Annotated in this window: 25 protein-coding genes and 2 pseudogenes; 5 read left to right on the forward strand and 22 right to left on the reverse strand. The window is 67.5% G+C overall.

Annotated features, from left to right (window positions below; translation table 11 throughout):
- Nucleotides 1–2: 2 nt before the first annotated feature.
- From ACJEIK_RS22825 to rpsJ, 12 genes and pseudogenes are all read right to left on the reverse strand, one after another.
- A pseudogene (locus ACJEIK_RS22825) lies at nt 3–1,175 on the reverse strand (cytochrome c biogenesis protein/redoxin); the annotation flags it as partial.
- 129 nt (nt 1,176–1,304) lie between these two features.
- Nucleotides 1,305–1,601, reverse strand: a complete 297-nt coding sequence (gene rpsQ / locus ACJEIK_RS22830; RefSeq protein WP_020101408.1) for a 30S ribosomal protein S17 — start codon at nt 1,599–1,601, stop codon at nt 1,305–1,307.
- A gap of 2 nt (nt 1,602–1,603) precedes the next feature.
- Nucleotides 1,604–1,834, reverse strand: coding sequence for a 50S ribosomal protein L29 (gene rpmC / locus ACJEIK_RS22835; protein WP_020101407.1), 231 nt, complete (start codon nt 1,832–1,834; stop codon nt 1,604–1,606).
- On the reverse strand, nt 1,834–2,250 hold the full coding sequence (gene rplP / locus ACJEIK_RS22840) for a 50S ribosomal protein L16 (RefSeq protein ID WP_020101406.1): 417 nt from the start codon (nt 2,248–2,250) through the stop codon (nt 1,834–1,836). The genes rpmC and rplP overlap by 1 nt, the downstream gene beginning before the upstream one ends.
- 2 nt (nt 2,251–2,252) lie before the next feature.
- Nucleotides 2,253–3,068, reverse strand: a complete 816-nt coding sequence (rpsC, locus tag ACJEIK_RS22845) for a 30S ribosomal protein S3 (RefSeq protein WP_061002779.1) — start codon at nt 3,066–3,068, stop codon at nt 2,253–2,255.
- Between the two features lie 101 nt (nt 3,069–3,169).
- Nucleotides 3,170–3,532: pseudogene (gene rplV, locus ACJEIK_RS22850) on the reverse strand (50S ribosomal protein L22); the annotation flags it as partial.
- Nucleotides 3,532–3,813 (reverse strand): 30S ribosomal protein S19, encoded by a 282-nt coding sequence (rpsS, locus tag ACJEIK_RS22855; protein WP_020101403.1) that lies wholly within the window; start codon nt 3,811–3,813, stop codon nt 3,532–3,534. The pseudogene rplV and the gene rpsS, both read right to left, overlap by 1 nt.
- Nucleotides 3,814–3,831: 18 nt before the next feature.
- Nucleotides 3,832–4,668, reverse strand: a complete 837-nt coding sequence (gene rplB / locus ACJEIK_RS22860) for a 50S ribosomal protein L2 (protein ID WP_061002785.1) — start codon at nt 4,666–4,668, stop codon at nt 3,832–3,834.
- Nucleotides 4,669–4,697: 29 nt separating this feature from the next.
- Nucleotides 4,698–5,000, reverse strand: a complete 303-nt coding sequence (gene rplW / locus ACJEIK_RS22865; RefSeq protein WP_029119743.1) for a 50S ribosomal protein L23 — start codon at nt 4,998–5,000, stop codon at nt 4,698–4,700.
- Nucleotides 5,000–5,647 (reverse strand): 50S ribosomal protein L4, encoded by a 648-nt coding sequence (rplD, locus tag ACJEIK_RS22870; RefSeq protein WP_061002787.1) that lies wholly within the window; start codon nt 5,645–5,647, stop codon nt 5,000–5,002. The genes rplW and rplD overlap by 1 nt, the downstream gene beginning before the upstream one ends.
- A complete protein-coding gene (gene rplC, locus ACJEIK_RS22875) occupies nt 5,647–6,300 on the reverse strand; it encodes a 50S ribosomal protein L3 (protein ID WP_138250456.1) in 654 nt (217 codons plus the stop codon). The genes rplD and rplC overlap by 1 nt, the downstream gene beginning before the upstream one ends.
- 13 nt (nt 6,301–6,313) lie before the next feature.
- Nucleotides 6,314–6,619 (reverse strand): 30S ribosomal protein S10, encoded by a 306-nt coding sequence (rpsJ, locus tag ACJEIK_RS22880; RefSeq protein ID WP_003883485.1) that lies wholly within the window; start codon nt 6,617–6,619, stop codon nt 6,314–6,316.
- Between the two features lie 596 nt (nt 6,620–7,215).
- Between rpsJ and ACJEIK_RS22885 the strand changes: the two genes are divergently transcribed.
- Nucleotides 7,216–7,689 carry a hotdog fold domain-containing protein gene (locus ACJEIK_RS22885; protein ID WP_061002791.1) on the forward strand — a complete coding sequence of 158 codons (474 nt, stop codon included), beginning with the start codon at nt 7,216–7,218 and terminating at the stop codon, nt 7,687–7,689.
- On the opposite strand, the gene ACJEIK_RS22890 is transcribed toward ACJEIK_RS22885, so the two are convergent.
- Entirely contained in the window at nt 7,686–8,036 is a 351-nt protein-coding gene (locus ACJEIK_RS22890) for a nuclear transport factor 2 family protein (protein ID WP_409430330.1), read from the reverse strand. The two genes, ACJEIK_RS22885 and ACJEIK_RS22890, sit on opposite strands and share 4 nt — an antisense overlap.
- 128 nt (nt 8,037–8,164) lie before the next feature.
- Nucleotides 8,165–9,802 carry a carboxylesterase/lipase family protein gene (locus tag ACJEIK_RS22895; RefSeq protein ID WP_409430331.1) on the reverse strand — a complete coding sequence of 546 codons (1,638 nt, stop codon included), beginning with the start codon at nt 9,800–9,802 and terminating at the stop codon, nt 8,165–8,167.
- Nucleotides 9,803–9,927: 125 nt separating this feature from the next.
- Here ACJEIK_RS22895 and ACJEIK_RS22900 point away from each other — a divergent pair, with 125 nt between their 5' ends.
- Nucleotides 9,928–11,178 (forward strand): cytochrome P450, encoded by a 1,251-nt coding sequence (locus ACJEIK_RS22900; protein WP_409430332.1) that lies wholly within the window; start codon nt 9,928–9,930, stop codon nt 11,176–11,178.
- Here ACJEIK_RS22900 and ACJEIK_RS22905 read toward each other — a convergent pair.
- A complete protein-coding gene (locus ACJEIK_RS22905; protein WP_409430333.1) occupies nt 11,144–11,785 on the reverse strand; it encodes a TetR/AcrR family transcriptional regulator in 642 nt (213 codons plus the stop codon). The genes ACJEIK_RS22900 and ACJEIK_RS22905 overlap by 35 nt on opposite strands.
- 82 nt (nt 11,786–11,867) lie before the next feature.
- On the opposite strand from ACJEIK_RS22905, the gene ACJEIK_RS22910 reads away from it, so the two are divergent.
- Nucleotides 11,868–13,415 (forward strand): MFS transporter, encoded by a 1,548-nt coding sequence (locus ACJEIK_RS22910; protein ID WP_409430334.1) that lies wholly within the window; start codon nt 11,868–11,870, stop codon nt 13,413–13,415.
- Between the two features lie 167 nt (nt 13,416–13,582).
- On the opposite strand, the gene mftG is transcribed toward ACJEIK_RS22910, so the two are convergent.
- The 7 genes from mftG to mftA form a co-directional block, all read right to left on the reverse strand.
- On the reverse strand, nt 13,583–14,989 hold the full coding sequence (mftG, locus tag ACJEIK_RS22915) for a mycofactocin system GMC family oxidoreductase MftG (RefSeq protein ID WP_409430335.1): 1,407 nt from the start codon (nt 14,987–14,989) through the stop codon (nt 13,583–13,585).
- Nucleotides 14,986–16,404, reverse strand: a complete 1,419-nt coding sequence (gene mftF / locus ACJEIK_RS22920; protein ID WP_409430336.1) for a mycofactocin biosynthesis glycosyltransferase MftF — start codon at nt 16,402–16,404, stop codon at nt 14,986–14,988. Before mftF ends, mftG begins: the two co-directional genes overlap by 4 nt.
- 13 nt (nt 16,405–16,417) lie before the next feature.
- Nucleotides 16,418–17,191 carry a mycofactocin biosynthesis peptidyl-dipeptidase MftE gene (mftE, locus tag ACJEIK_RS22925; protein WP_409431745.1) on the reverse strand — a complete coding sequence of 258 codons (774 nt, stop codon included), beginning with the start codon at nt 17,189–17,191 and terminating at the stop codon, nt 16,418–16,420.
- Nucleotides 17,192–17,327: 136 nt separating this feature from the next.
- Entirely contained in the window at nt 17,328–18,503 is a 1,176-nt protein-coding gene (mftD, locus tag ACJEIK_RS22930; protein ID WP_409430337.1) for a pre-mycofactocin synthase MftD, read from the reverse strand.
- A 3-nt stretch (nt 18,504–18,506) separates the two neighbouring features.
- Nucleotides 18,507–19,697 carry a mycofactocin radical SAM maturase gene (gene mftC / locus ACJEIK_RS22935; protein ID WP_409430338.1) on the reverse strand — a complete coding sequence of 397 codons (1,191 nt, stop codon included), beginning with the start codon at nt 19,695–19,697 and terminating at the stop codon, nt 18,507–18,509.
- A complete protein-coding gene (mftB, locus tag ACJEIK_RS22940; protein ID WP_409430339.1) occupies nt 19,694–20,029 on the reverse strand; it encodes a mycofactocin biosynthesis chaperone MftB in 336 nt (111 codons plus the stop codon). The genes mftC and mftB overlap by 4 nt, the downstream gene beginning before the upstream one ends.
- Nucleotides 20,030–20,031: 2 nt before the next feature.
- Nucleotides 20,032–20,127: a mycofactocin precursor MftA gene (mftA, locus tag ACJEIK_RS22945; RefSeq protein WP_020101386.1), complete on the reverse strand. Its 96-nt coding sequence runs from the start codon at nt 20,125–20,127 to the stop codon at nt 20,032–20,034.
- A 101-nt stretch (nt 20,128–20,228) separates the two neighbouring features.
- On the opposite strand from mftA, the gene mftR reads away from it, so the two are divergent.
- Entirely contained in the window at nt 20,229–20,861 is a 633-nt protein-coding gene (mftR, locus tag ACJEIK_RS22950; protein WP_409430340.1) for a mycofactocin system transcriptional regulator, read from the forward strand.
- Nucleotides 20,862–20,937: 76 nt separating this feature from the next.
- Nucleotides 20,938–21,495 carry an RNA polymerase sigma factor gene (locus ACJEIK_RS22955; protein WP_409430341.1) on the forward strand — a complete coding sequence of 186 codons (558 nt, stop codon included), beginning with the start codon at nt 20,938–20,940 and terminating at the stop codon, nt 21,493–21,495.
- Nucleotides 21,496–21,497: the final 2 nt, after the last annotated feature.

Below are 21,497 nucleotides of genomic sequence, written 5' to 3' on the forward strand. Positions count from 1 at the left end.
TGCTTCGCCTGAGCCAGCAGCTCACGGATCATGCCCTCGGTGACGTCGTAGTCACCCTCGCCGAACTTGAGGTGGCGGACGACGCCGGCGGCGTCGATCAGGTAGCTCGCCGGCCAGTACTGATTCTGGTAGTTGTTCCAGGTGTCGTACGAGTTGTCCAGGGCGACCGGATACGTGATGTGCAGATCCGCCGCACCCTTGATGACGCCGGCACGGTCGTGTTCGAACTGGTATTCCGGCGTGTGCACGCCGATCACGGTGAAGCCCTGGTCCTTGTAGCGGTCATACCAACCGGTGACGTGCTCGATGGCTCGCTGGCAGTTGATGCAGGTGTAGGTCCAGAAGTCGACGAGAACCACCTTGCCGCGCAAGGCTTTCAGATCGAGCGGGGCGTCGCCAGGTGTGTTGAACCAGCTGTCGATGCCGACGATGTCCGGGGCGGTGCCGCAGTCCTGCAGGACACTCGCGGCCTCTGCACAACTGGACAAGCCGACTCCGGCGGGTGCGATGCGCGCCTGCAACGTCGCGGTGTAGTCGGGGATCTCCCGTTGCACCGTGGCGGGCAGATTCAGCGCCAGCGCCACCGCGGCGACCAGCATGACCACCCCGGCGGCAACCCGGATTTGCCGCTGTCGCTCCTGAAAGGCCTTGACCCGCCGGGCAACTCGCTGCCCGCCCACGGCGAACAGCAGCAGCGGCAGCGCGGTGCCGACCGCGAACGACGCGGTCAGCGCCACGGTGTCGAGCCCGATCCGGCCTGTTGCCCCGGCCACCACGATCGCCGCCAGCACGGGTCCCGCGCACGGGGCGTAGAGCACGCCCGAGGCCAGCCCGAGGCCGAAACCCTTGCGGTTGCCGGCGATGTCACGTTGCGGCAGGCGCGCGAACGGCGCTTCCAGCAGGCGTTCGACGCGCGGGAAGATCAGGCCGACACCGATGGCCGTGAGGGCAGCCAGGCCGACCCAGCGGATGATGTCGGCCGGCAGATGCAACTGCTGCAGCACGACGGTCCCGACGAGGGTCACCACGCTGAAACTCAGGACCAGTCCGGCGATCACCAGGTAGGGGCGGCGATTGGTGCCGGAGAACAGGACCACGGGCAGGACCGGCAGGATGCACGGCGAGATGCCGGTGATCAGTCCGCCGAGAAATCCGATGAGGACGAGTGTGTGCATGCCCCGTATTCGGAGCCGACGCCGAACCGGATTGGATTGCGACGCAGAAATTTCCCGCCGGGCAGGCTCCGAATGCAAAACTGCCCCTCTTCCGAAGAAGAGGGGCAGTTTCGATGTCTGTCGAAGGCCTTACTTGGCCTTCTCGAGCACCTCGACCAGACGCCAGCGCTTGGTGGCCGACAGCGGACGGGTCTCCATCAGCGAGACGCGGTCGCCGATACCGGCATCGCCGTTCTCGTCGTGCGCCTTGACCTTGGTGGTGGTCCGGATGATCTTGCCGTAGAGCGGGTGGCTCTTACGGGATTCCAGCTCGACCACGATGGTCTTTTCCATCTTGTCCGACACCACGTAACCGATGGCGGTCTTGCGGCTGCCACGCTCGGTCTCGGTGGCCGGCGTGTGCTTGGGGCCTTTAGTTTCTGCCATGACTAATCCTTACCAACCGGCCCGGACGCCAGGCCCAACTCGCGTTCGCGCAGAACGGTGTAGACCCGCGCGATCTCCTGCCGCACGGTACGCAGCCGGCGGTTGTTCGACAGCTGACCGGTGGCCATCTGGAAGCGAAGGTTGAACAGCTCTTCCTTCGACTCGCGCAGACGCGTGGTCAGCTCTTCCTCGGTGAGCTCACGCAGTTCACCAGGCGTAACTCCAACTGCCATCAGAACTGCTCCTCTCGAGTCACGATGCGTGCCTTGATCGGCAGCTTGTGGATGGCGCGGGTCAGCGCCTCCCGGGCGATCTTCTCGTCGGGGTAGCTGAGCTCGAAGAGCACGCGACCCGGCTTGACGTTGGCGACCCACCACTCCGGCGAACCCTTACCGGAACCCATGCGGGTTTCGGCAGGCTTCTTGGTCAGCGGGCGGTCCGGGAAGATGTTGATCCAGACCTTGCCGCCACGCTTGATGTGCCGGTTGATGGCGATACGAGCGGACTCGATCTGCCGGTTGGTGATGTAGGCGTGGCCCAGGGCCTGGATGCCGTAGTCACCGAAGCTGACCGAGGTGCCGCCGCTGGCGATACCGCGCTGCTCCGGGTGGTGCTGCTTGCGGTGCTTGACCTTGCGGGGAATCAGCATGCTTAGCTCTCCGTTGCTTCCGACGGCGCATCGCCGGCGGGGGCCTCAACAGCGACGTCCACAGCGCGGCCGGCCTCGGTGCTGGTCGCCGTGGTGCCCGACGAACCGCTGCGACGCGGACGGGTACCGGACGGACGATCCCGACGGGGACGGTCGGCGGCGGGAGCGGCGGCGGCGAGCTCACGCTTGCCACCGACGATGTCGCCCTTGTAGATCCACACCTTCACGCCGATACGGCCGAATGTGGTCTTGGCCTCGTACAGGCCGTAATCGATGTCGGCGCGCAGCGTGTGAAGCGGCACGCGACCTTCGCGGTAGAACTCCGAGCGGCTCATCTCAGCACCGCCGAGGCGGCCCGAGCACTGCACCCGGATGCCCTTGACGTTGGGCTGACGCATGGCCGACTGGATGGCCTTGCGCATGGCACGACGGAACGCGACACGGTTGCTCAGCTGCTCGGCGACGCCCTGCGCCACCAGCTGCGCGACGCCCTCGGGGCTCTTGACCTCGAGGATGTTCAGCTGAACCTGCTTGCCGGTCAGCTTCTCCAGGTCGGCGCGGATGCGGTCGGCCTCGGTGCCACGGCGACCGATGACGATGCCCGGACGTGCGGTGTGGATGTCCACCCGGACGCGGTCACGCGTGCGCTCGATCTGCACGTCGGCGATGCCGGCGCGCTCCAGGCCGGTGGCCAGCAGCTTGCGGATGGCGACGTCTTCCTTGACGTAGTCCGCGTACTGCTTGTCGGCGTACCAACGGGACTTCCATTCGGTGGTGATACCGAGGCGGAAGCCGTGCGGGTTGATTTTCTGGCCCACTACTCCGAGCCTCCCTTCGTCTCGGTCTTGGCAGCCGCGGCCTTACTACCCTGCGCACGACGAGCGCGGGCGGCACCGGCCGTTGCGCCCTTCGAGGCCTTGTCCTTCGCGGGACGGCTCTCGACGACCACGGTGATGTGGCTGGTGCGCTTGCGGATCCGGTACGCACGCCCCTGGGCGCGCGGCCGGATGCGCTTGGCGGTCGGGCCCTCGTCGGCGAAGACCGTGGCGACCACGAGGGTCGTCGGGTCCAGGCCCTCGTTGTTCTGCGCGTTGGCGGCAGCGCTGGCGATCACCTTGGCGACCGGCTCGCTGGCAGCCTGCGGTGCCCACCGCAGGATGTCGAGCGCCTCTTCGACGCTCTTGCCACGGACCAGGTCGATGACCCGGCGGGCCTTGCTCGCCGACACACGCACGAAGCGCGCCTTGGCGCTCGCGGACGGGTATTCAGTAACGGTAGTCATTAGCGGCGCTTGCTCTTCCGGTCGTCCTTGATGTGACCCTTGAAGGTCCGCGTCGGGGCGAACTCGCCGAGCTTGTGCCCGACCATCGCCTCACTGACGAACACCGGCACGTGCTTGCGACCGTCGTGGACGGCGAAGGTGTGACCGATGAAGTCGGGGATGATGGTCGACCGACGGGACCAGGTCTTGATGACCTGCTTGGTGTTCTTCTCGTTCTGCGCGTCGACCTTCTTCAACAGATGGTCGTCGACGAACGGACCCTTCTTGAGGCTACGAGGCATCGTCTATTCCTTTCCGGCCTAGCGCTTCTTGCCGGTGCGCCGGCGGCGGACGATGAGCTTGTCGCTCGGCTTGTTGGGCTTGCGGGTGCGGCCCTCGGGCTTGCCCCACGGGCTCACCGGGTGACGACCACCGGAGGTCTTACCCTCACCACCACCGTGCGGGTGGTCAACCGGGTTCATCACGACACCACGGACGGTCGGGCGCTTGCCCTTCCACCGCATACGGCCGGCCTTACCCCAGTTGATGTTCGCCTGCTCGGCGTTGCCGACCTCGCCGACGGTGGCGCGGCAGCGCACGTCGACGCGTCGGATTTCACCCGACGGCATACGCAGCGTGGCGTACGCGCCTTCCTTACCGAGCAGCTGGATGCTGACACCGGCCGAGCGGGCCAGCTTGGCACCGCCGCCCGGACGCAGCTCCACGGCGTGGATGACGGTACCGGCCGGGATGTTGCGCATCGGCAGGTTGTTGCCCGGCTTGATGTCGGCGTTGGGGCCCGACTCGACAACGTCGCCCTGCTTGAGGTCCTTGGGGGCGATGATGTAGCGCTTCTCGCCGTCCACGAAGTGGAGCAGCGCGATGTTGGCGGTGCGGTTCGGGTCGTACTCGATGTGCGCGACCTTGGCGTTGACGCCGTCCTTGTCATGGCGACGGAAGTCGATGACGCGGTAGGCACGCTTGTGACCGCCACCCTTGTGACGAGTCGTGATGCGGCCGTGCGCGTTACGACCACCAGTGCCGTGCAGCGGACGGATCAGCGACTTCTCCGGAGTCGAACGAGTGATCTCGGCGAAGTCGGAGACGCTCGAACCGCGACGACCCGGGGTCGTCGGCTTGTACTTGCGAATTCCCATTATCAGTTAATCCCTTAACTCCCGGCCGATCAGGCCGGAGCTCCGAACAGTTCGATCGGCTTGCTGCCGGCGGACAGGGTCACGATCGCGCGCTTGGTGCTCTTGCGCTGGCCGTAACCGGTGCGGGTGCGCTTGCGCTTGCCCTTCCGGTTCGCGGTGTTCACCGAGTCGACCTTCACGTCGAAGATCTTCTCGATAGCGATCTTGATCTGCGTCTTGTTGGACTCCGGCGCCACGATGAACGTGTACGTGTTGTCCTCGATGAGTCCGTAGGACTTCTCCGAGATGACCGGGGCCAGGATGATGTCGCGAGGATCAGTCACGGTAGCCATCAGGCCGACACCTCCTCTTTCGTGTTGGCGGTGATGTAGGCGTTGAGCGCCTCCACCGAGAACACCAGGTCGTCGGCGTTGAGCACGTCGTAGGTGTTCAGCTGATCCGGCGAGATCACGTGCACGCCAGGCAGGTTGCGGACGCTCTTGGCGCCGACCACATCGCTGCGGCCGATCACGACGAGCACCTTCTTGTTGTCGGTCAGCGACGACAGGAACGACTTGGCGCTCTTGGTCGACGGGTTCTGACCGGCCACCAGTTCGGTGATCGCGTGGATGCGCTCGTTGCGAGCCCGGTCCGACAGCGCGCTGCGCAGGGCGGCAGCGATCATCTTCTTCGGGGTCCGCTGGCTGTAGTCACGCGGCTGCGGGCCGTGGACGACGCCACCACCGGTGAACTGCGGGGCGCGGGTCGAACCCTGACGGGCGCGGCCGGTGCCCTTCTGGCGGTACGGCTTCTTACCACCACCGGACACCATGGCCCGGGTCTTGGTGGCGTGCGTGCCCTGGCGGGCGGCGGCCAGCTGGGCCGTCACCACCTGGTGCATCAGCGCGATGTTGGGCTCGACGTCGAACAGCGCGGCGGGCAGCTCGACAGAGCCGTCCTTCTTGCCGTCCGGGGTCTTGACGTCAATCTTGAGAGTCATTACTTCTCGCCTCGCTTAACTGCGGTGCGGACAACCACCAGTCCACCGTTGCGGCCCGGGATGGCGCCCTTGATGAGCAGCACACCGTTCTCGGCGTCGACCTTGTGAACCTTCAGGTTCTGGGTGGTGACGCGGTCGCTACCCATCCGGCCGGACATGCGGGTGCCCTTGAAGACACGGCCCGGGGTGGCGCAGCCACCGATCGAACCGGGACGACGGTGCACAGCCTGGGCACCGTGCGCGGCGCCCTGGCCCTTGAAGCCGTGGCGCTTCATGGTGCCGGCGAAGCCCTTGCCCTTGCTGGTGCCGGTCACGTCGACGTACGCGCCGTCGGCGAAGATCTCGGCGGTCAGCTCCTGGCCGACCTCGTACTCAGCAGCGGCGGCCTCGTCGTCGAGACGAAGCTCGGCCAGGTGCCGGCGCGGGTTGACGCCTGCGGCGGCGAACTGACCGGTGACCGGCTTGTTCACCTTGCGAGGGCTGATCTCGCCGTAGGCGAGCTGCACGGCGCTGTAGCCGTCGCGCTCGGTGGTGCGGATACGGGTCACCACGTTGGGGCCGGCCTTCACGACCGTGACCGGGACGACTTTGTTGTTCTCGTCGAACACCTGCGTCATGCCCAGCTTGGTGCCCAAAATGCCTTTGCGTGCCATTTTTCTGGGTCTCCTACTGGATGTTGACGTCGACGCTCGCCGGCAGATCGATGCGCATCAAGGCGTCAACGGTCTTCGGCGTGGGGTCGAGGATGTCGATAAGGCGCTTGTGGGTACGCATTTCGAAATGCTCCCGCGAGTCCTTGTACTTATGGGGAGACCGGATGACGCAGTACACGTTCTTCTCGGTCGGCAGCGGCACCGGGCCGACCACGCTTGCCCCCGTACGGGTGACCGTCTCAACGATCTTGCGCGCCGAGGCGTCAATCGCCTCGTGGTCGTAGGCCTTGAGCCTGATGCGGATCTTCTGTCCCGCCACGCTTCTCCTACCTAACTTTCACGGGCCCGTGCTCGGGCCTGGTCTTCAATACGCACGCATCGGGACACCCGATCGCGCGCGCTGGCTATGCCGCCGCTCTTTACGTTTCTGTGGTTCACCGACCCCCGCGCTCGGGCGTGTCGCCTTTGCGCACAGTCGTCCGCGTTGGAAATTCCATCGTGGGCGATGCTGGGACCGGATGCGCCCGAGATGGGCGCCGGTCGTATGCCCGCAGCGGGCGAACCCGGCGCAAGGCAACCCGAACAGTATGCCCCAGATCCGGGCTCGCTCCAAATCCGCTGCGGAGCCGTCCGGCGCGCCCGGGTTCTGCCGCCGGTCCTGCGGTGATTCTGCGGTGCGGGCCTGGTTGTCCGAGTGGACGCCGCTCTGGTTTCGCGGTTGATGGAGGCTGTTCTGTTGACCCGGTATCCAAGGCGCATAAGTGCGAGTGGAGTGCGCCCTGGGTACAGAGTCAACGCATGCGCAGCCACGCCAGTTGTTGACTCTGTACTGGTGGCGCAACGGTGCGAGTCGGGCGCACCCAGGCCGGCGAAATCCGCGTCGGCACTGAACTTACTTTTGAGTAAGATAGAGCCATGTCGACACTGAGCCCCACCTACCGCGCCTGGAAGCAGCTCTCCGGACGACCCGGCGGCAGCCTGATGTTCTCCGCGGCCGCGATGGTGCGGGTGCCGTACTTCGCTTCGGTCCTACCCCGGGTGGTGACGATGGAGCCGGGCTACGCCGAGGTGGCGGTGCCGAAGTGGTTCTTCGTCTACAACCATCTGCACACCGTGCATGCGATCGCGTCCTGCAACGCCGCCGAGGCCGCAATGGGGATGGCGATGGAAGCGACGGTCCCGACGAGCCACCGCTGGATCCCGAAGGCCATGAACGTGCGGTACCTGGCCAAGGCCACCACCTCACTGCGGGCACACGCGCGGGTCGACATCCCTGACTTCGAGGCCCTGACCAAGGGCACCGACGTGGTCGTATCGGTCTCGGTGGTCGACGCCCGAGGCGAGGAGGTCGTGCACGCCGACATCACGACGTGGGTGACGCCCGCCTAATCGAGATAGGTGCCGTGGCCTTCGCGCACCAGCTCACCATCGAAGATCAGCACCTCGTTGACCAACTGGCCGCGGTGGTTGCGGTAATTGATGACGAGCGCCTGCGTCCCTATATAGGTAGCCACGACCTCGAAGTGCAGCTCCGGCACTGCGGCCAGCGCGGTCCAGTACCGCCGCAGCGCGTCCTTACCCCGCACCACTCCCCCGGACTCGGGCACCACGCGCGCCGCGACCGGTGAGGTGAAGACGACATCGTCGTGAAAATGCGCCAGAACCGCCTCGACGTCATGTGCGTTCCAGGCCGCGCACCACTCGCGGGCGAACCGGTCGGCATCGGGAAGCGTCATGCCGCCCTATCGAAGTGCACACCCGCCCGGGCGGGCAAGCCATTTTCGGGCAGTGTGCGCCGAGCGTGGCACCTACCGCGACGACGCGCCGCCGGCGCCACCAGGATGCGCCACGTTCGACGTAGCACTCAGTGCTGCAGAGTCGCCCAGAACGCGCATTGGTGCACCTGGTCATAATCTGTGACCAATCGACTTCCGTCGGGGCGCAAGGACATGCGGCTGTCATGCTCGCCACCGGTCAGCGCCGGCCATTCCGGCGCACCGTCGGCGCTCGGCCTGCCGTCGCGGACGAATGAACTCCAGTAGTCGATCATCTGATCCGATAAGGCGATCTGCGCGGGCGCGGGCGGCGGCGCCCCGCCCATGTTGAAGATGTACCGCAGATCGAGCGAATGACTTGCCCCTACCGGGAAGGGCAACTTGCGCAGCGGATCTGGTGTCGGTGGCGCCGGATCGGCGAACTCGTACCCGTACACGGGTGCGTCGGCAACCAGCGCGTCGCCGATGCGGTCCGCCACACACGCGAACGCCGCGTCGGTGACTGCCGTCGAATAGGCGACTGCGGCGCTGCCGCCGTAGCCGCCCAGCGGGTAGTGCTCCGCCACCGCGCCGGCATCGGCGCCGAATGTCGACTCCAGCAGCCGCGGGTAGGCGTCGGCGTGGAACCGCTTGCCCGCGCGCAGGTATTGCAGCGCAACGAAGAGCGTGAACTCGTCGCGGGTCGTGCCGATCATCACCGGCACCCGGGCAGCGCCGCCATCGCTGATGGCCCGCATCGGGTCGACCGGCAGCAGTGTCGTCCCGGCGACGGGTCCGCTGAGCATGTTCTCGCCGATTCCGTAGTACCACACGGGTTTTCGCAGTTTGTCGACCGGCAGGCTGCGCAGGCAGTCCGCCGCGGCCGCCGGATCGCCGCAGCCCGCGGCCGCCGCGTAGGCCAGGCTGGCGCGGGTGGCCTCGGGCAGCGCGCCCTGGGCCTGGCACGGCCCGCTGGCGATGATGGCGCCGCGGAACAGACCGGCCGAGTCGGGCGCGACAAGGTGGTCGCACACCGACATCCCGCCCGCGGATTCGCCGGCAATGGTCACCTTGTCGGGGTCGCCGCCGAACGCGGCGATGTTGTCGCGCACCCAGCGCAGCGCCGCCTGCTGATCTGCCAGGCCGTAGTTGCCGACGTCGGAACCGGCACCCAGCGCGGGATGGGCCAGGAAACCCAGTGCGCCGAGTCGGTAGTTGACGGTCACCACCACCACGTCGCCGCGCGTCGTCAGCCGCGTCGAGTTGTAGATGCTGCTGGAGCCGTTGATGAACCCGCCGCCGTGGAGCCACACCAGCACCGGTCGACGTTCGCCGGAGGCCTGCACCGGCGGCGTCCAGACGTTGAGCGTCAGGCAGTCCTCGCTGGTGTTGCGGCCCATCTCGAGGTCGCCCTTGGGGTCCTGGATGCAGCGCGCGCCTGGTTTGGCACCGTCGCGCGCGCCGTCCCACGGTGGCGCCGGAGCCGGCGGACGGAAGCGCAGCGCACCCAACGGTGGTGCGGCATAAGGGATTCCACCGAAGAAGCGGAGATCGGGATTGACCGTCCCGCGGACGGTCCCCGAAGCGGTGTGCACCAGCGCCGGATCAGCTGTCACCGCGTCGGGCGCGCCGGCCGTGGCACCTTCACTGTGCGGGTCCAGACCACAGCCGGCCACCAGCAGCGCCGCGGCCGCCACTGCTACAGCGCGCTGCAGCAGTCTGCGCGGATGGGCGGACGACACGAGCACCCAGCCTACTGAAAGGCTGCCGAATGCAGCTCAGAAATATTTTCGGCGACCCCCTCCCCATCGGGGATCGAACGACCTACACTCCACTTGACAGCTGTCAAGTTTGCGTCTGCGTGAGGAGTTCAATGACTGCACCCACCACCGACGAGGCCGCCAAGGTCCTCGCAGATCCTTCCGCCTACGCCGACGATGATCGGCTGCACACCGCACTGACGCACCTCCGCGCCACCAATCCCGTTGCCTGGGTGGATAATCCGCCGTACCGGCCGTTCTGGGCGATCACCAAACACGCCGACATCATGGCCATCGAACGGGACAACAACCTCTTCATCAGTGAGCCCCGCCCGCTGCTGATGCAGGCCGACGCCGAAGATCTACTGAAGGCACAGGCCGACGCGGGCATGGGGCTGCGGACCTTGATCCACATGGACGACCCGCACCACCGCAAGATTCGCGCCATCGGCGCCGACTGGTTCCGCCCCAAGGCCATGCGCGACCTCAAGGTCCGCGTCGACGAACTGGCGAAGCGGTATGTCGACCGGATGCGCGACGCCGGCCCGGAATGCGACTTCGTCGAGGAGATCGCGATCCAGTTCCCGCTCTACGTGATCATGTCGCTGCTCGGTCTGCCCGAAGAGGACTACGACCGCATGCACACCCTCACCCAGGAGCTGTTCGGCGGCGACGACGACGAGTACAGCCGCGGCCAGTCCCCCGAGGAACTGTTCAGCGTGCTGCTCGACTTCTTCGGGTACTTCGCCAAGCTGACGGCATCGCGGCGGGCCAATCCCACCGACGACCTGGCATCGGCGATCGCGAACGGCCGCATCGACGGCGAACCGCTCAGCGACATGGACACCGCGTCCTACTACGTGATCGTCGCCAGCGCCGGCCACGACACCACCAAGGACGCCATCTCGGGTGGGCTGCACGCGCTGATCCAGAATCCCGGCGAGCTGGCCCGCCTCAAGGCGAATCCCGACCTGATGCCGACCGCGGTCGAGGAGATGATCCGGTGGAGCACGCCGGTGAAGGAGTTCATGCGCACCGCCACCGCCGACACCGTCCTGCGCGGCGTGCCGATCGCGGCGGGCGAATCCGTCTATCTCGCTTACGTTTCCGGCAACCGTGACGAGGAGGTGTTCACCGACCCGTTCCGGTTCGACGTCGGGCGCGAGCCCAACAAGCACCTGGCGTTCGGTTACGGCGTGCACTTCTGTCTGGGTGCGGCCCTGGCCCGCATGGAGATGAACAGCCTGTTCACCGAGCTGCTGTCGCGGCTGGACTCGATCGAGTTGGCCGGTTCCCCGGAACTCTCCGCGACGACGTTCGTCGGCGGCTTCAAGCACCTGCCGGTCCGGTATTCGCTGCGCTGATGCGATGAGTCGCGAGGAATCCGTCGACGGCGACGACGGCGATCTCGTGGTAATCGAAGTCGGGCAACGTGCTGAGCTTGCCGAGCACGATGGGGCCGAATAGCAACGCCGCCGCGTGGAGTCGGTCCACGTCGCCCAACTCGGCGACGGCCTCGGGACTGGACAGCACGGCCTCGAACGGGAAGGCGTACTGCTCGGCGACCCGTTCCCGCAGGTTGCGGACCTCGACGCTCTCGGCACCTGCCGTACCCCACGGCAGGTGTTCGAGGTTGCTGCCGAGCGCCAGCCAGGACATGGCCGCCAGGCTGACCGGCGCCTCAGCGATCAACTCCGCCTGCGCGCGCACGAGCGCGATCAACCGCTCGCGCAGGTCCCCCTCGGCGAGCGGCACCGGAGCCGGCGGAATGAGTGCGTGAAATGCCGCTGCCAGCAAGTCATTTCCGCTGGCATAGTGCCGGTAGAGGGTGGCTCTGGCCACATTGGACGCCCGGATCACGGCATCCACGGTCACGGCGCTGGGACCGCCGGAACGCAGCAGATCGGTCGCCGCCTCGAGAAGCCGCGCCCGGGAACGAGCCGGCCGCGGGTCACCATGTTCGCTGGACAACGCCAATCACCTCCGGGCGACAAACGAGACTGTTAGTCTCGTTTGAAGATCAACAGTCTTGAAACTACCGGAAGGCGGCTGCATGGCCGACAAGGCGAGCGCGGTGAGCCCCCGGACCCAAACCACCCTGCCTACGGCCGCACCACCCACCTCGCGTCGCCGCGGCTGGACGCTGTTCGTGGCGTGTTGTGGTGTGCTGCTGGTGATTTCGTCGATGGTGGCACTCAACACCGCGCTCGGCGACATCGCCATGGCGACCTCGGCGAACCAGACGCAGCTGACCTGGATCATCGACAGTTACACCTTGATCCTGGCGTGTCTGCTATTGCCCGCCGGTGCCCTGGGCGACCGCTACGGCCGGCGTGGCGCGCTGCTGTTCGGCCTCGCCATCTTCGCGGTCGCCTCGATCGTTCCGGCGCTGAACACCCATCCCATGCACATCATCGCGGCCCGAGGTGCGGCCGGAGTGGGCGCCGCGTTCATCATGCCCGCAACGCTGTCGCTGATCACCGCGTCGTACCCGGCGGACCAGCGCACCAAGGCGGTGGGCATCTGGGCCGGAATCTGCGGCTGCGGTGGCGTGGTCGGCATGCTGGGTTCTGTTGTGCTGCTGCACTTCTGGCCCTGGCAGTCGATCTTCTGGGCCTTCGGCGGTGCCGGGCTCGTCCTCATCGCCATGACCGCGACCATCACCAGTTCACGCGACGCGGAGGCCCGGCCATTGGATGTTGCAGGCGCCGCGGTGATTGCCGCGGCCGTGGCCGCACTGGTCTACGGCATCCTGGCGGCGCCCGATCGCGGTTGGACGCATCCGGTGGTTCTGGGTGGCATCGCCGCCGGGCTGATCCTGGCAGCGGCGTTCGCGATCATCGAGCTACGGGCCCGGTACCCGCTGCTGGATGTCCGGCTATTTCTCGATCGCCGATTCGGCACCGGAGCCGCAGCCATCACGGTGCTGTTCATGGTGATGTTCGGTTTCTTCTACCTGGCGATGCAATTCATGCAACTGGTCATGGGCTACAGCCCGATCGGGACCGCACTGGCCCTGTCCCCGCTGGCGGTGCCGATGCTCATCCTGTCCCCGCTGTCGTCGTGGTACCTGCCGAAGCTGGGATTGCGCCTCGTGGTACTCATCGGTTTGGGGCTGCTGTCCGCCGGTCTGCTGTCTCTGTGCCTGGTCCGCGTCGACTCGCCGTACTGGAGCCTGGCCTGGCCGCTCCTGGTGGTGAGCACCGGCGTCGGAATCTTCACCGCACCAACGACTTCAGCGATCATGACGTCCGTGTCCGATGACAAGCAGGGCGTCGCGTCAGCGGTCAACGACACCACACGGGAGGTGGGCGCAGCCATCGGCATCGCGCTGACGGGCTCCCTCCTGGCGGCCGGATACACCAAGCACATCGGGGCTGCCGTGGCCGGATTCCCGGTTCCGGTGCAGGACGCCGCGCGCGGCTCGTTGGCCGGCGCGGTGGCCGCCGCACCCCATCTGGGCCCGGTCGGCGGTCAGCTCGTGACCGTGGCCCGGGTGGCGTTCCTCCACGCCATGCAGACGTCGCTGGTGGTACTCGCGACGATCACCGCGGCCGCCGGCGTGCTGATCGCGTTCTGGGCGCCCGGCCGCGAGCGCTGAGCCGAAAGGCCATTTATCGCAATTGTTTTCGCGATTCGCGTGCGCCAGGTGGCCACTCAGCGGCTACGAGCGTGGGTCGGTAACACCGCAAGCGGGGTCCCCATCGATTTCGCAATTGACCGCACGCTCGCGCTACGCCCCACCCGAACCGTTACCGACCCACGCTCCTAGGACACGATGAACCGCGCGGCCCGGTGCGCCAGCATGACGATGGTCGCGTGCGGGCCCCGACCGGTGATGCCCGGCAGCGCGGCGCCGTCGGCGACCCACAACCCGTCGACGCCGCGCACCCGGCACTGCGGATCGAGGACGGCGCGTTCGTCGCCGTCGGCGCCTAACGGGGCCGTGGCAGACAGATGCTGCGCGGTGGACCAGGCCGGTTCCGCGTCGGCGATGGCAGTACCGAACAGGTCGCGACAGAGTTCGTACCCGACGTGTAGGGCCGCGGCGTCGGCCGGGTCGGCGTCGTAGCGGTGCTCGATGACGGGACGCACCTCGGGGTCGTCCGACACCAGCAGGACCCTGCCCTGCGCGCGCGGTCGCATGAGGGAGATGCCGAGGTGCACCGGGTCCGCGCCGTCGGTGACTCCGCCGGTCATGGCCGCGAAGCCCCAGGTGTACGGCCGGATTTCCAATTCGTCGGTGGTGAGCAGCAATTCGAGCGGCGGGCGTGCGGGCGCCGCGGGCCAGGTGGTCGGCACCACCCATTCCGGATGATCCGCGCACCCGGCCCCCACCGGCAGGTCCGCCACCACCGGTACGCCGACCGTGCGCAACTGTGCAGCCGGGCCGATCCCGGACAGCATCAGCAGATGCGCGGATTCAATTGCCCCGGCGCACAACACGATCCGGTCGGCGTACCGGTCCGACACCCCCTGGGGGCCGAGGCACCGGACTCCCACCGCGCGGTCACCGTCGAACAACACCCGTAGCGCGCGGGTGCCGGCGAGCACCGTCAGGTTGTCCCGGCCGCGCGCGGCCGTCAGATAGACCTCGCCGGGGCCGTGCCGGTGCCCGGTGTCATCGATGTTGAGCGGCACCGCGCCGAGGCCCGTCCGGACCCCGGCCGCGGCATTGAGATCGTCGATCCAGGGGAACCGCGCGCCCGCCGCGGCCCGGAAAGCCTGTGAGGATGCTGCGAATTCGCTGATACGGCGGACCGGGACCGGGCCGGCCGATCCATGTTCGGCACCACTGAAGTCATGGTCCGTCTCGATGGCGCAGTAGTGCGGCAGCACGTCGGACCAGGACCAGCCCGGCACCGCCCAGTCCGCGAAATCGGCCGGCCAGGCCCGGCAGAAGTAGCCGCCGTTGATCGCCCCGGAACCGCCCAGCACCCGTCCTCGCACGATGTCCACGGACCGCGCCGGATTCTGCGTCAGGGTCGTGCGGTGTTGTCGGGCCACGATGCTGTCGACGCCGATGGGCAGCACCCAGCCCGGCTCCGGGCGGATGGTGCCGCCGGTCTCCAGCAGCGTCACCTGGCAGGCGGGATCGGCCGAAAGACGCTCGGCCAGAACGCAGCCGGCACTGCCGGCCCCGACGATCAGGACGTCATCGCGGCGTCGGCTCAAGTCCGGATCTGCGGCTTGAGCGCACCCAGATGCCGCTCGCGCACCACGCCGCCCCACAGCCCGAGACCGTAGGCGATGTCGTCGAGACGCTTGAGCAGCAGGTAGGCCAGCAGACCAACGCGCTGGGTGTTGTCGTCGACGGTGTGGTGGCGGCGCGCCCAGTCGACGACGCCGTCCACGATCGCGGCGATGAGCACCACCTGCCGCCAGCGCCGGAAACACACCGCCAGCACCAGCGCCACCGGCCAGTAGTGCCGGCACAGCGCTGCGGCGAGTTGCAGGGCCGCAGCCCACAGCCCCTGCGCGGCGACCGCGGCGACCTCGCGCGGCTCGGTGTCGATCGATCGCAACGAGTTGGCGATGCGACGGCCGGTGATCGCCGCGGCGATGGTCGAGGCCAGGTACCCCACCCCGGACCCCATGGCCAGCAGCACCCAGACCACCAGCGTCCAGCCGGAGATGACCAGCGGCGCCGTCTTACCCGGGTGCCGCACCGACAGCGGCGCGGCAGAGGAACCGTAAAAGGCCTTGCGGGCGAACCATTCTCCCAGGGCGGTGCGGTGATCGTGGCCGACCAGCGCGATCGGCTCGTACCGCAGCCGGGCCCCGGCCTCGATGAACCGCCAGCACAGGTCCACGTCCTCGCCGGACTGCAGCGACTCGTCGAAACCGCCCACCTGGTCCAGCGCCGCGCGCCGGCAGATGATGGCCGCGCTCGGCACATAGGCCACCATGCCGTACGGCACCACGGGGGCTTCCCGCATGCCGAGGTCGAGCGACGAGCGCACGGCCTCGTAGCGCGCGATCAGATTGTCGGGCTCGTGCAGGCCGACGATCCGCGGCGCGACCAACGCGACGGCGGGGTCGCAAAAGTGCCCCAGCAGCGCTTCCAGCCACCCGCGACGGGGCACCACGTCCGAGTCCAGGAAGGCCACGAAGTCGGTCTCGCAGGCGGCCAGCCCGGTGTTGCGGGCCGCGGCCGGTCCGCGGCTGACGTCGTGCCGGAGCACGCGCACGTCGCAGTGCCCGGCCAGATCGCAGAAGTCCGCGGCCTGCAGCGACACCACGGAGCCGTCGTCGACCACGACCACGCGCATGCCGCGCAGGGACCGCACCAGCCGAGCGACGCCAACGGCGTTGTCGCGTACCGGAACAACGACGGTGACGTCGAGGTGCGACGGACCGGTCGCCGGCCGTGGGTGCGCCACCGTGGCGTCGAGCAGCGTGCGGGCCAGCTGCGCGCTCTGCGCGTCGTGGACCTCCAGGCGGCCGCGGTCGAGCATGGTCTGCGCCGCCGGAGCCAGCTTCAGCAGGCGCGTCGGCGAGCCACCGAGCAGCGCGGCGCCCTCTCCCAGCACCTTGACTCGGCGATCCACTTGGACGGCAAAGCCGTCAGGCAGCCGCGGCCCAGTCACTGTCCCACCCCCGTCACGCGAGCATCCCCCCAGAGCTCGGCTGCCATGCGCTGATCCGGCGCACGGAGCTTTCGACCATTTCTGCAAAGATACGGGACCCGTCTGCTGCGGTGGCGGTCGTCGGATCGCCGAGCACCCCGAGCGGGCTGACCGCCGCCATGCCGCCGCGGCGCAATGCCGGCAGCAGCTCGGGCAGCGGTGCGGTGTTGCCGACGACGCTTTCGTCGACCCAGACATCGGCCGGTGAAAGGTGCAGCAGTACAGACGTTTCGGTATGGCCCGCGTGGGCGTCCGCACCGGCGGCGGTGCACGGGCACCAGGCCACGTCGCGCCCCTCGGCCCGCAGCAGCGTGGTCGCCGCCGTCAGCGCCGCCGCGTTGCCGCCGTGACCGTTGACGAACACGATCCGGCCGGCCCAGTTACATGCAGACCGCCCGAACTCGACCAGCAAATGTTCCAGCGCGGCCAGGCCGATCGAGATGGTGCCGGGAAAGCCCTCGTGCTCACCGCTCGCGCCGTAGTTGATGGCAGTCGCGACCAACCACGTGGGCTGATCGACGCCGTGGATCGTCTGCGCGCGCAGTTCCTCCGCGACGGACCGCGACACTGCCTCAGCGATCCGGGTATCGGTATCCAGCGGCAGGTGCGGCCCATGCTGCTCGGTGGAACCAATCGGGACGATCAACGAAGGCCGCATGGCTTGCAACTGCCTCGACGTCGAGTTCCCGAGCTCGCTGGGAAAAGGCACCCGCCGATGGTAAGCCGAATTTGCCTGCTGTGCGCCAATTGTTGCCGTATACGCAACAATTCGTAGCGAATGGTCAAATCGCCGCGGTTGTCAAGACCCCGGCGACCATCACGTCAGTCCCGTCAGCACCGCGCGTATCAGCGGACCCGTCGAATCACCCCGTCCGCCCCGCGGCTCAGCCGCCCAGCCGCCGGGTGAAGCCTTCCGGCACCAGGATGTCGTCCGGTCCGAGGTCGTGGATCGAGGCCTTGCCCAGCCCACGCAGCGCCGAGTCGATACCCCCGTGCATGATGTCGAGGACGTTCTCGACGCCGGCCTGTCCTTCGGCCGCAAGCCCCCACAGGTAGGCCCGGCCGAGCATGACCGCCCGGGCCCCCAGCGCCAGCGCCTTGACCACGTCGCTGCCGCGGCGGATACCGCCGTCCAGCAAAACCTCGACCTGGTCGCCGACGGCCTCGGCGATCGCGGGCAGCGCCCGGATCGACGCCGGCGTGCTGTCCAGGTTGTTACCGCCGTGGTTGGACACCGAGATTGCTGAAACACCGGCATCCACAGCACGTTTGGCGTCGTCGATGCGCATGACGCCCTTGAGCATGAACGGTCCGCCCCACAGCTCACGCAGCCAGGCAATGTCCTCCCAGGTCGGTGCCGGGGTGCCCATCCATTCGCCGTAGGCCTGGAAGAACGGCGGCGCGGCCTGGCCGTTGATCGCCTGGTTCGGCACCGACAGGGCCGGCGGCCGCATGGTCTTGGCCCACTGCAGCAGCCAGCGCGGCTTCGTCATGACCTCGGGGCTCATCTTGACGATGGTCTTGAGATCCATCTTCTCCGGGATCTTTGGGCTGCCCCAGTCCCGGCCGTGGCTGAAGCTCCAGTCGGTGGTGACGATGAGGCCCTTGGCGCCGGCCGCGCGGGCGCGCTCGGCCCGGGCCGCGATGTCGTCGCGGCTGCCGAGCCAGTAGATCTGGAAGAACGTCTTGTCGTTTGCCGCGATGACCTCTTCCATCGGCTTGCTGGCGAACGACGACAGCCCCATCGCGGTGCCGCGGGCCGCGGCCGCGCGCGCGACAGCGACCTCGCCGTCGGGGTGGATCGCCTGCACACCGGTGGGAGAAATAATCACCGGCAGCGAAATCTCTTGACCCATAACCGTTGTGGCCATCTCACGCTTGTCCAGCGCGCCGATGACGTGCGGGGCGAAGCCGAGCTCGCCGAACGCCGCGACGTTGTCGGCGACCGTCAGGCCCTTCTCGCTCGCCGAGATCAGCGAGGAGTAGGCGGACTTGGGGAGCCGCTTCTTCGCACGCTCCTGCGCGATGGCGACGGTTTCGAACCAGGTATCACGGGCCATGATTTAGACAGGACTTTCGTTACAGAATTTCTGGGGCGCCTTGGCCGGCATGGCCAACAGCTTGAGCGGGATCGGCCCCTTGCGGCCGCCGCTGCGGGAGTGGTCGAGATGCGACTTGGGCTTGTCGCGGCCCTGCGCCAGGGCGGGCTCGCCGTAGCCCTGCACGCACTCGGGGTCCGGCCCGTCCATGGGCAGGCCGGTGAAGAACTTGGCCGCCATGCAGCCGCCGCGGCAGCTGTCGTAGTGCCCGCAGCTGCTGCAGGCACCGGCTGACTGCGGTTCCCGAAGCTCGCGGAACAGCGGGGCGTTCTGCCAGACGTCCTGGAACCCATTGTCGCTGAGGATGTTTCCGGCCAGGAAGCGCTCGTGGATGGCGAACGGGCAGGCGTACACGTCACCGACCGGGTCGATCAGGCACACGACGCGCCCCGCGCCGCACAGGTTCAGCCCCGCGAGCGCTCCGGGCTCGCCGAGGCCCGACAGGTGGAAGAACGAGTCACCGGTGAGCACCCGCTCCCCCTTGGCGACCAGCCAGTTGTACAGCTGCACCTGCTGCTCGGCGGTGGGGTGCAGGTCGTCCCACACATCGGCGCCGCGGCCGGACGGACGCAGCCGGGTGATGCGCAGGGTGGCGCCGTAGTTGTCGGCCAGGGCCTTGAAATCGTCGAGCTGGCCGACGTTGTGCCGGGTGACGACGACCGAGATCTTGGCGTCCTTGAAACCGGCGTTCTTCAAGTTCTCGAGCGCCCGGATCGCCATGGCGAACGAGCCCGGGCCGCGCACCGCGTCGTTGATCTCGGCGGTGGCGCCATCGAGCGAAATCTGAACGTCCACATAGTCACTCGCGGCCAGCTTGGCCGCGACCGCCTCGTCTATGCGCACGCCGTTGGTGGAGAACTTGACACCGACGTGGTGCTCGGTGGCGTAGTCGACGAGTTCCCAGAAATCTGACCGCACCGTCGGCTCGCCACCGCCGATGTTCACGTAGAACACCTGCATGCGCTCGAGCTCGTCGATGATGTCCTTGCACTGCTGGGTGCTCAGCTCGCGCGGGTCACGCTTGCCCGACGACGACAGGCAGTGCACGCAGGACAGGTTGCAGGCGTAGGTCAGTTCCCAGGTGAGGCAGATGGGCGCGTCGAGGCCGTGCTCGAACTGCTCGATCAGCCGGGGCACGGGTGCCGTTGCGGTCATGAAGCGGTGGATCCTTCGGGGCTGTTCTGGTCTACCGGGATCAGCATCTTGGACTGGACCAGCACGCCGAACGCGTGCAGATACGGCCCCTGCTGGTCATCGTCGATACCGACGGCGCGGCAGGCGCTGCGAACGTCCGGATGGTCGGCGAGCGAGTTGACGATCTCGACGATGATGCGGTTCTTGAGGAACGAAAGTTTGCGCGTACCAAAGTGATATAAGAGGGCGCCGAACGGTTCCGGACGGACGGCGACCTGGTGGTGCAGCCGCCAGCCACGGTCCGGATCGAAGGCCGCCTCGGGCCCGGTCCGGGCCGCGGCTGGTGCAGACACGGTCAGTAGACCCCGCACATACCGTCGATCGAGACCTCTTCGACCAGCGTCTCGGTGACCAGTTCGGTGTCGGAATTAGCCTGCTGATTCGAGTCCATGGATCGCCCCTTTCGCTACCGTGGCAGTTGTCGGGACTCGACAACTGTGATCCAAGTCGCAAGAATATGGCATCGAGTGCCGAAAAGGAAGGGCGGGTCTGATGCGGACCGAAACGGAGCGTCCCGAGCGCGATGCCGCGGCCGCCCCCCAGCACGGCCGCGTGGGCCGTCGCCGCTCCACCACGCGCGACCACATCACCCATGTGGCGCTCGAACTCTTCGCGACCCGCGGCTTCGACGACGTCAGCGTCGACGACGTCGCCCACGCCGCCGGGATCTCCCGGCGCACCCTGTTCCGGTACTTCTCGTCGAAAAATGCCATCCCCTGGGCCGACTTCGACGCGAGTCTGACCGATCTGCGGGACCTTCTGAATGCCGTCCCCCACGACGTACCGCTGGACGCCGCCCTGCGCTCGGCGCTGTTGGAATTCAACAGCTTTGACGAATCCGAGACGCCCCGGCACCGACGCCGGATGCAGGTGATCCTGCAGACCGACGCGCTGCAGGCCTACTCGATGACGATGTACGCGGGCTGGCGCGGCGTGATCGCGGCATTCGTCGCGCGCCGGCTGGACACCAAGCCGACAGCGCTGGTGCCGCAGACGGTGGCGTGGACGGTGCTCGGGGTCGCGCTGACCGCCTACGAACAGTGGCTCGCCGACGAGACCGTCTCGCTGCCCGATGCCCTGGGCGAAGCCTTCGACATCGTCCGCGCGGGCATCGGCGCCGTGTGATTTGTGCACGGTTTTCCGCGGTCAGCGCGGAAAACCGTGCACAAATCACAAAAAGTTGCGGTTGGGGCGTCGGAAAATGCGCGCCCGGCGCGACGATAAGGGTGTGAGGGGCGAATCAGACGGTGATGCTCCGCAGACGCTGCTGGCGCTGTACGACTCGGCACTGCCCGTCGTCTACGGCTACTTCGTGCGGCGCTGCGGTGATCGGGGCACCGCGGAAGACCTGACGTCGGAGACGTTTCTGGCGGCGATGGACGCCGCCCGCCGGGATGCGCCACCGACGATCTCGGTGCCCTGGTTGATCGGCGTGGCCCGGCACAAACTGGCCGACCACTACCGTCGCAGACACGACCGCTTCACCGTCCCCGTACCCGAAACACCCGAGCCCGCAGAGCCTTTCGACGACTGGGACGCCGAGCTCGACCGCATCGTCGCCGAGGCCGCGCTGGCCCGGTTACCCGAACAGCACCGCATGGTGCTGACGTTGCGATATCTGGATGACCGCCCCGTGCCCGAATGCGCCGAATTGATCGGACGCACCGTGCACGCCACCGAGGCCCTGCTGGTGCGGGCCAAGCGGGCATTCAAGATCGAATACCACGACACCGAATACCAGGACGGAGGTGCGTCATGACC

The sequence above is a fragment of the Mycobacterium sp. SMC-16 genome, from assembly GCF_046250085.1.
Taxonomy (GTDB): domain Bacteria; phylum Actinomycetota; class Actinomycetes; order Mycobacteriales; family Mycobacteriaceae; genus Mycobacterium; species Mycobacterium phocaicum.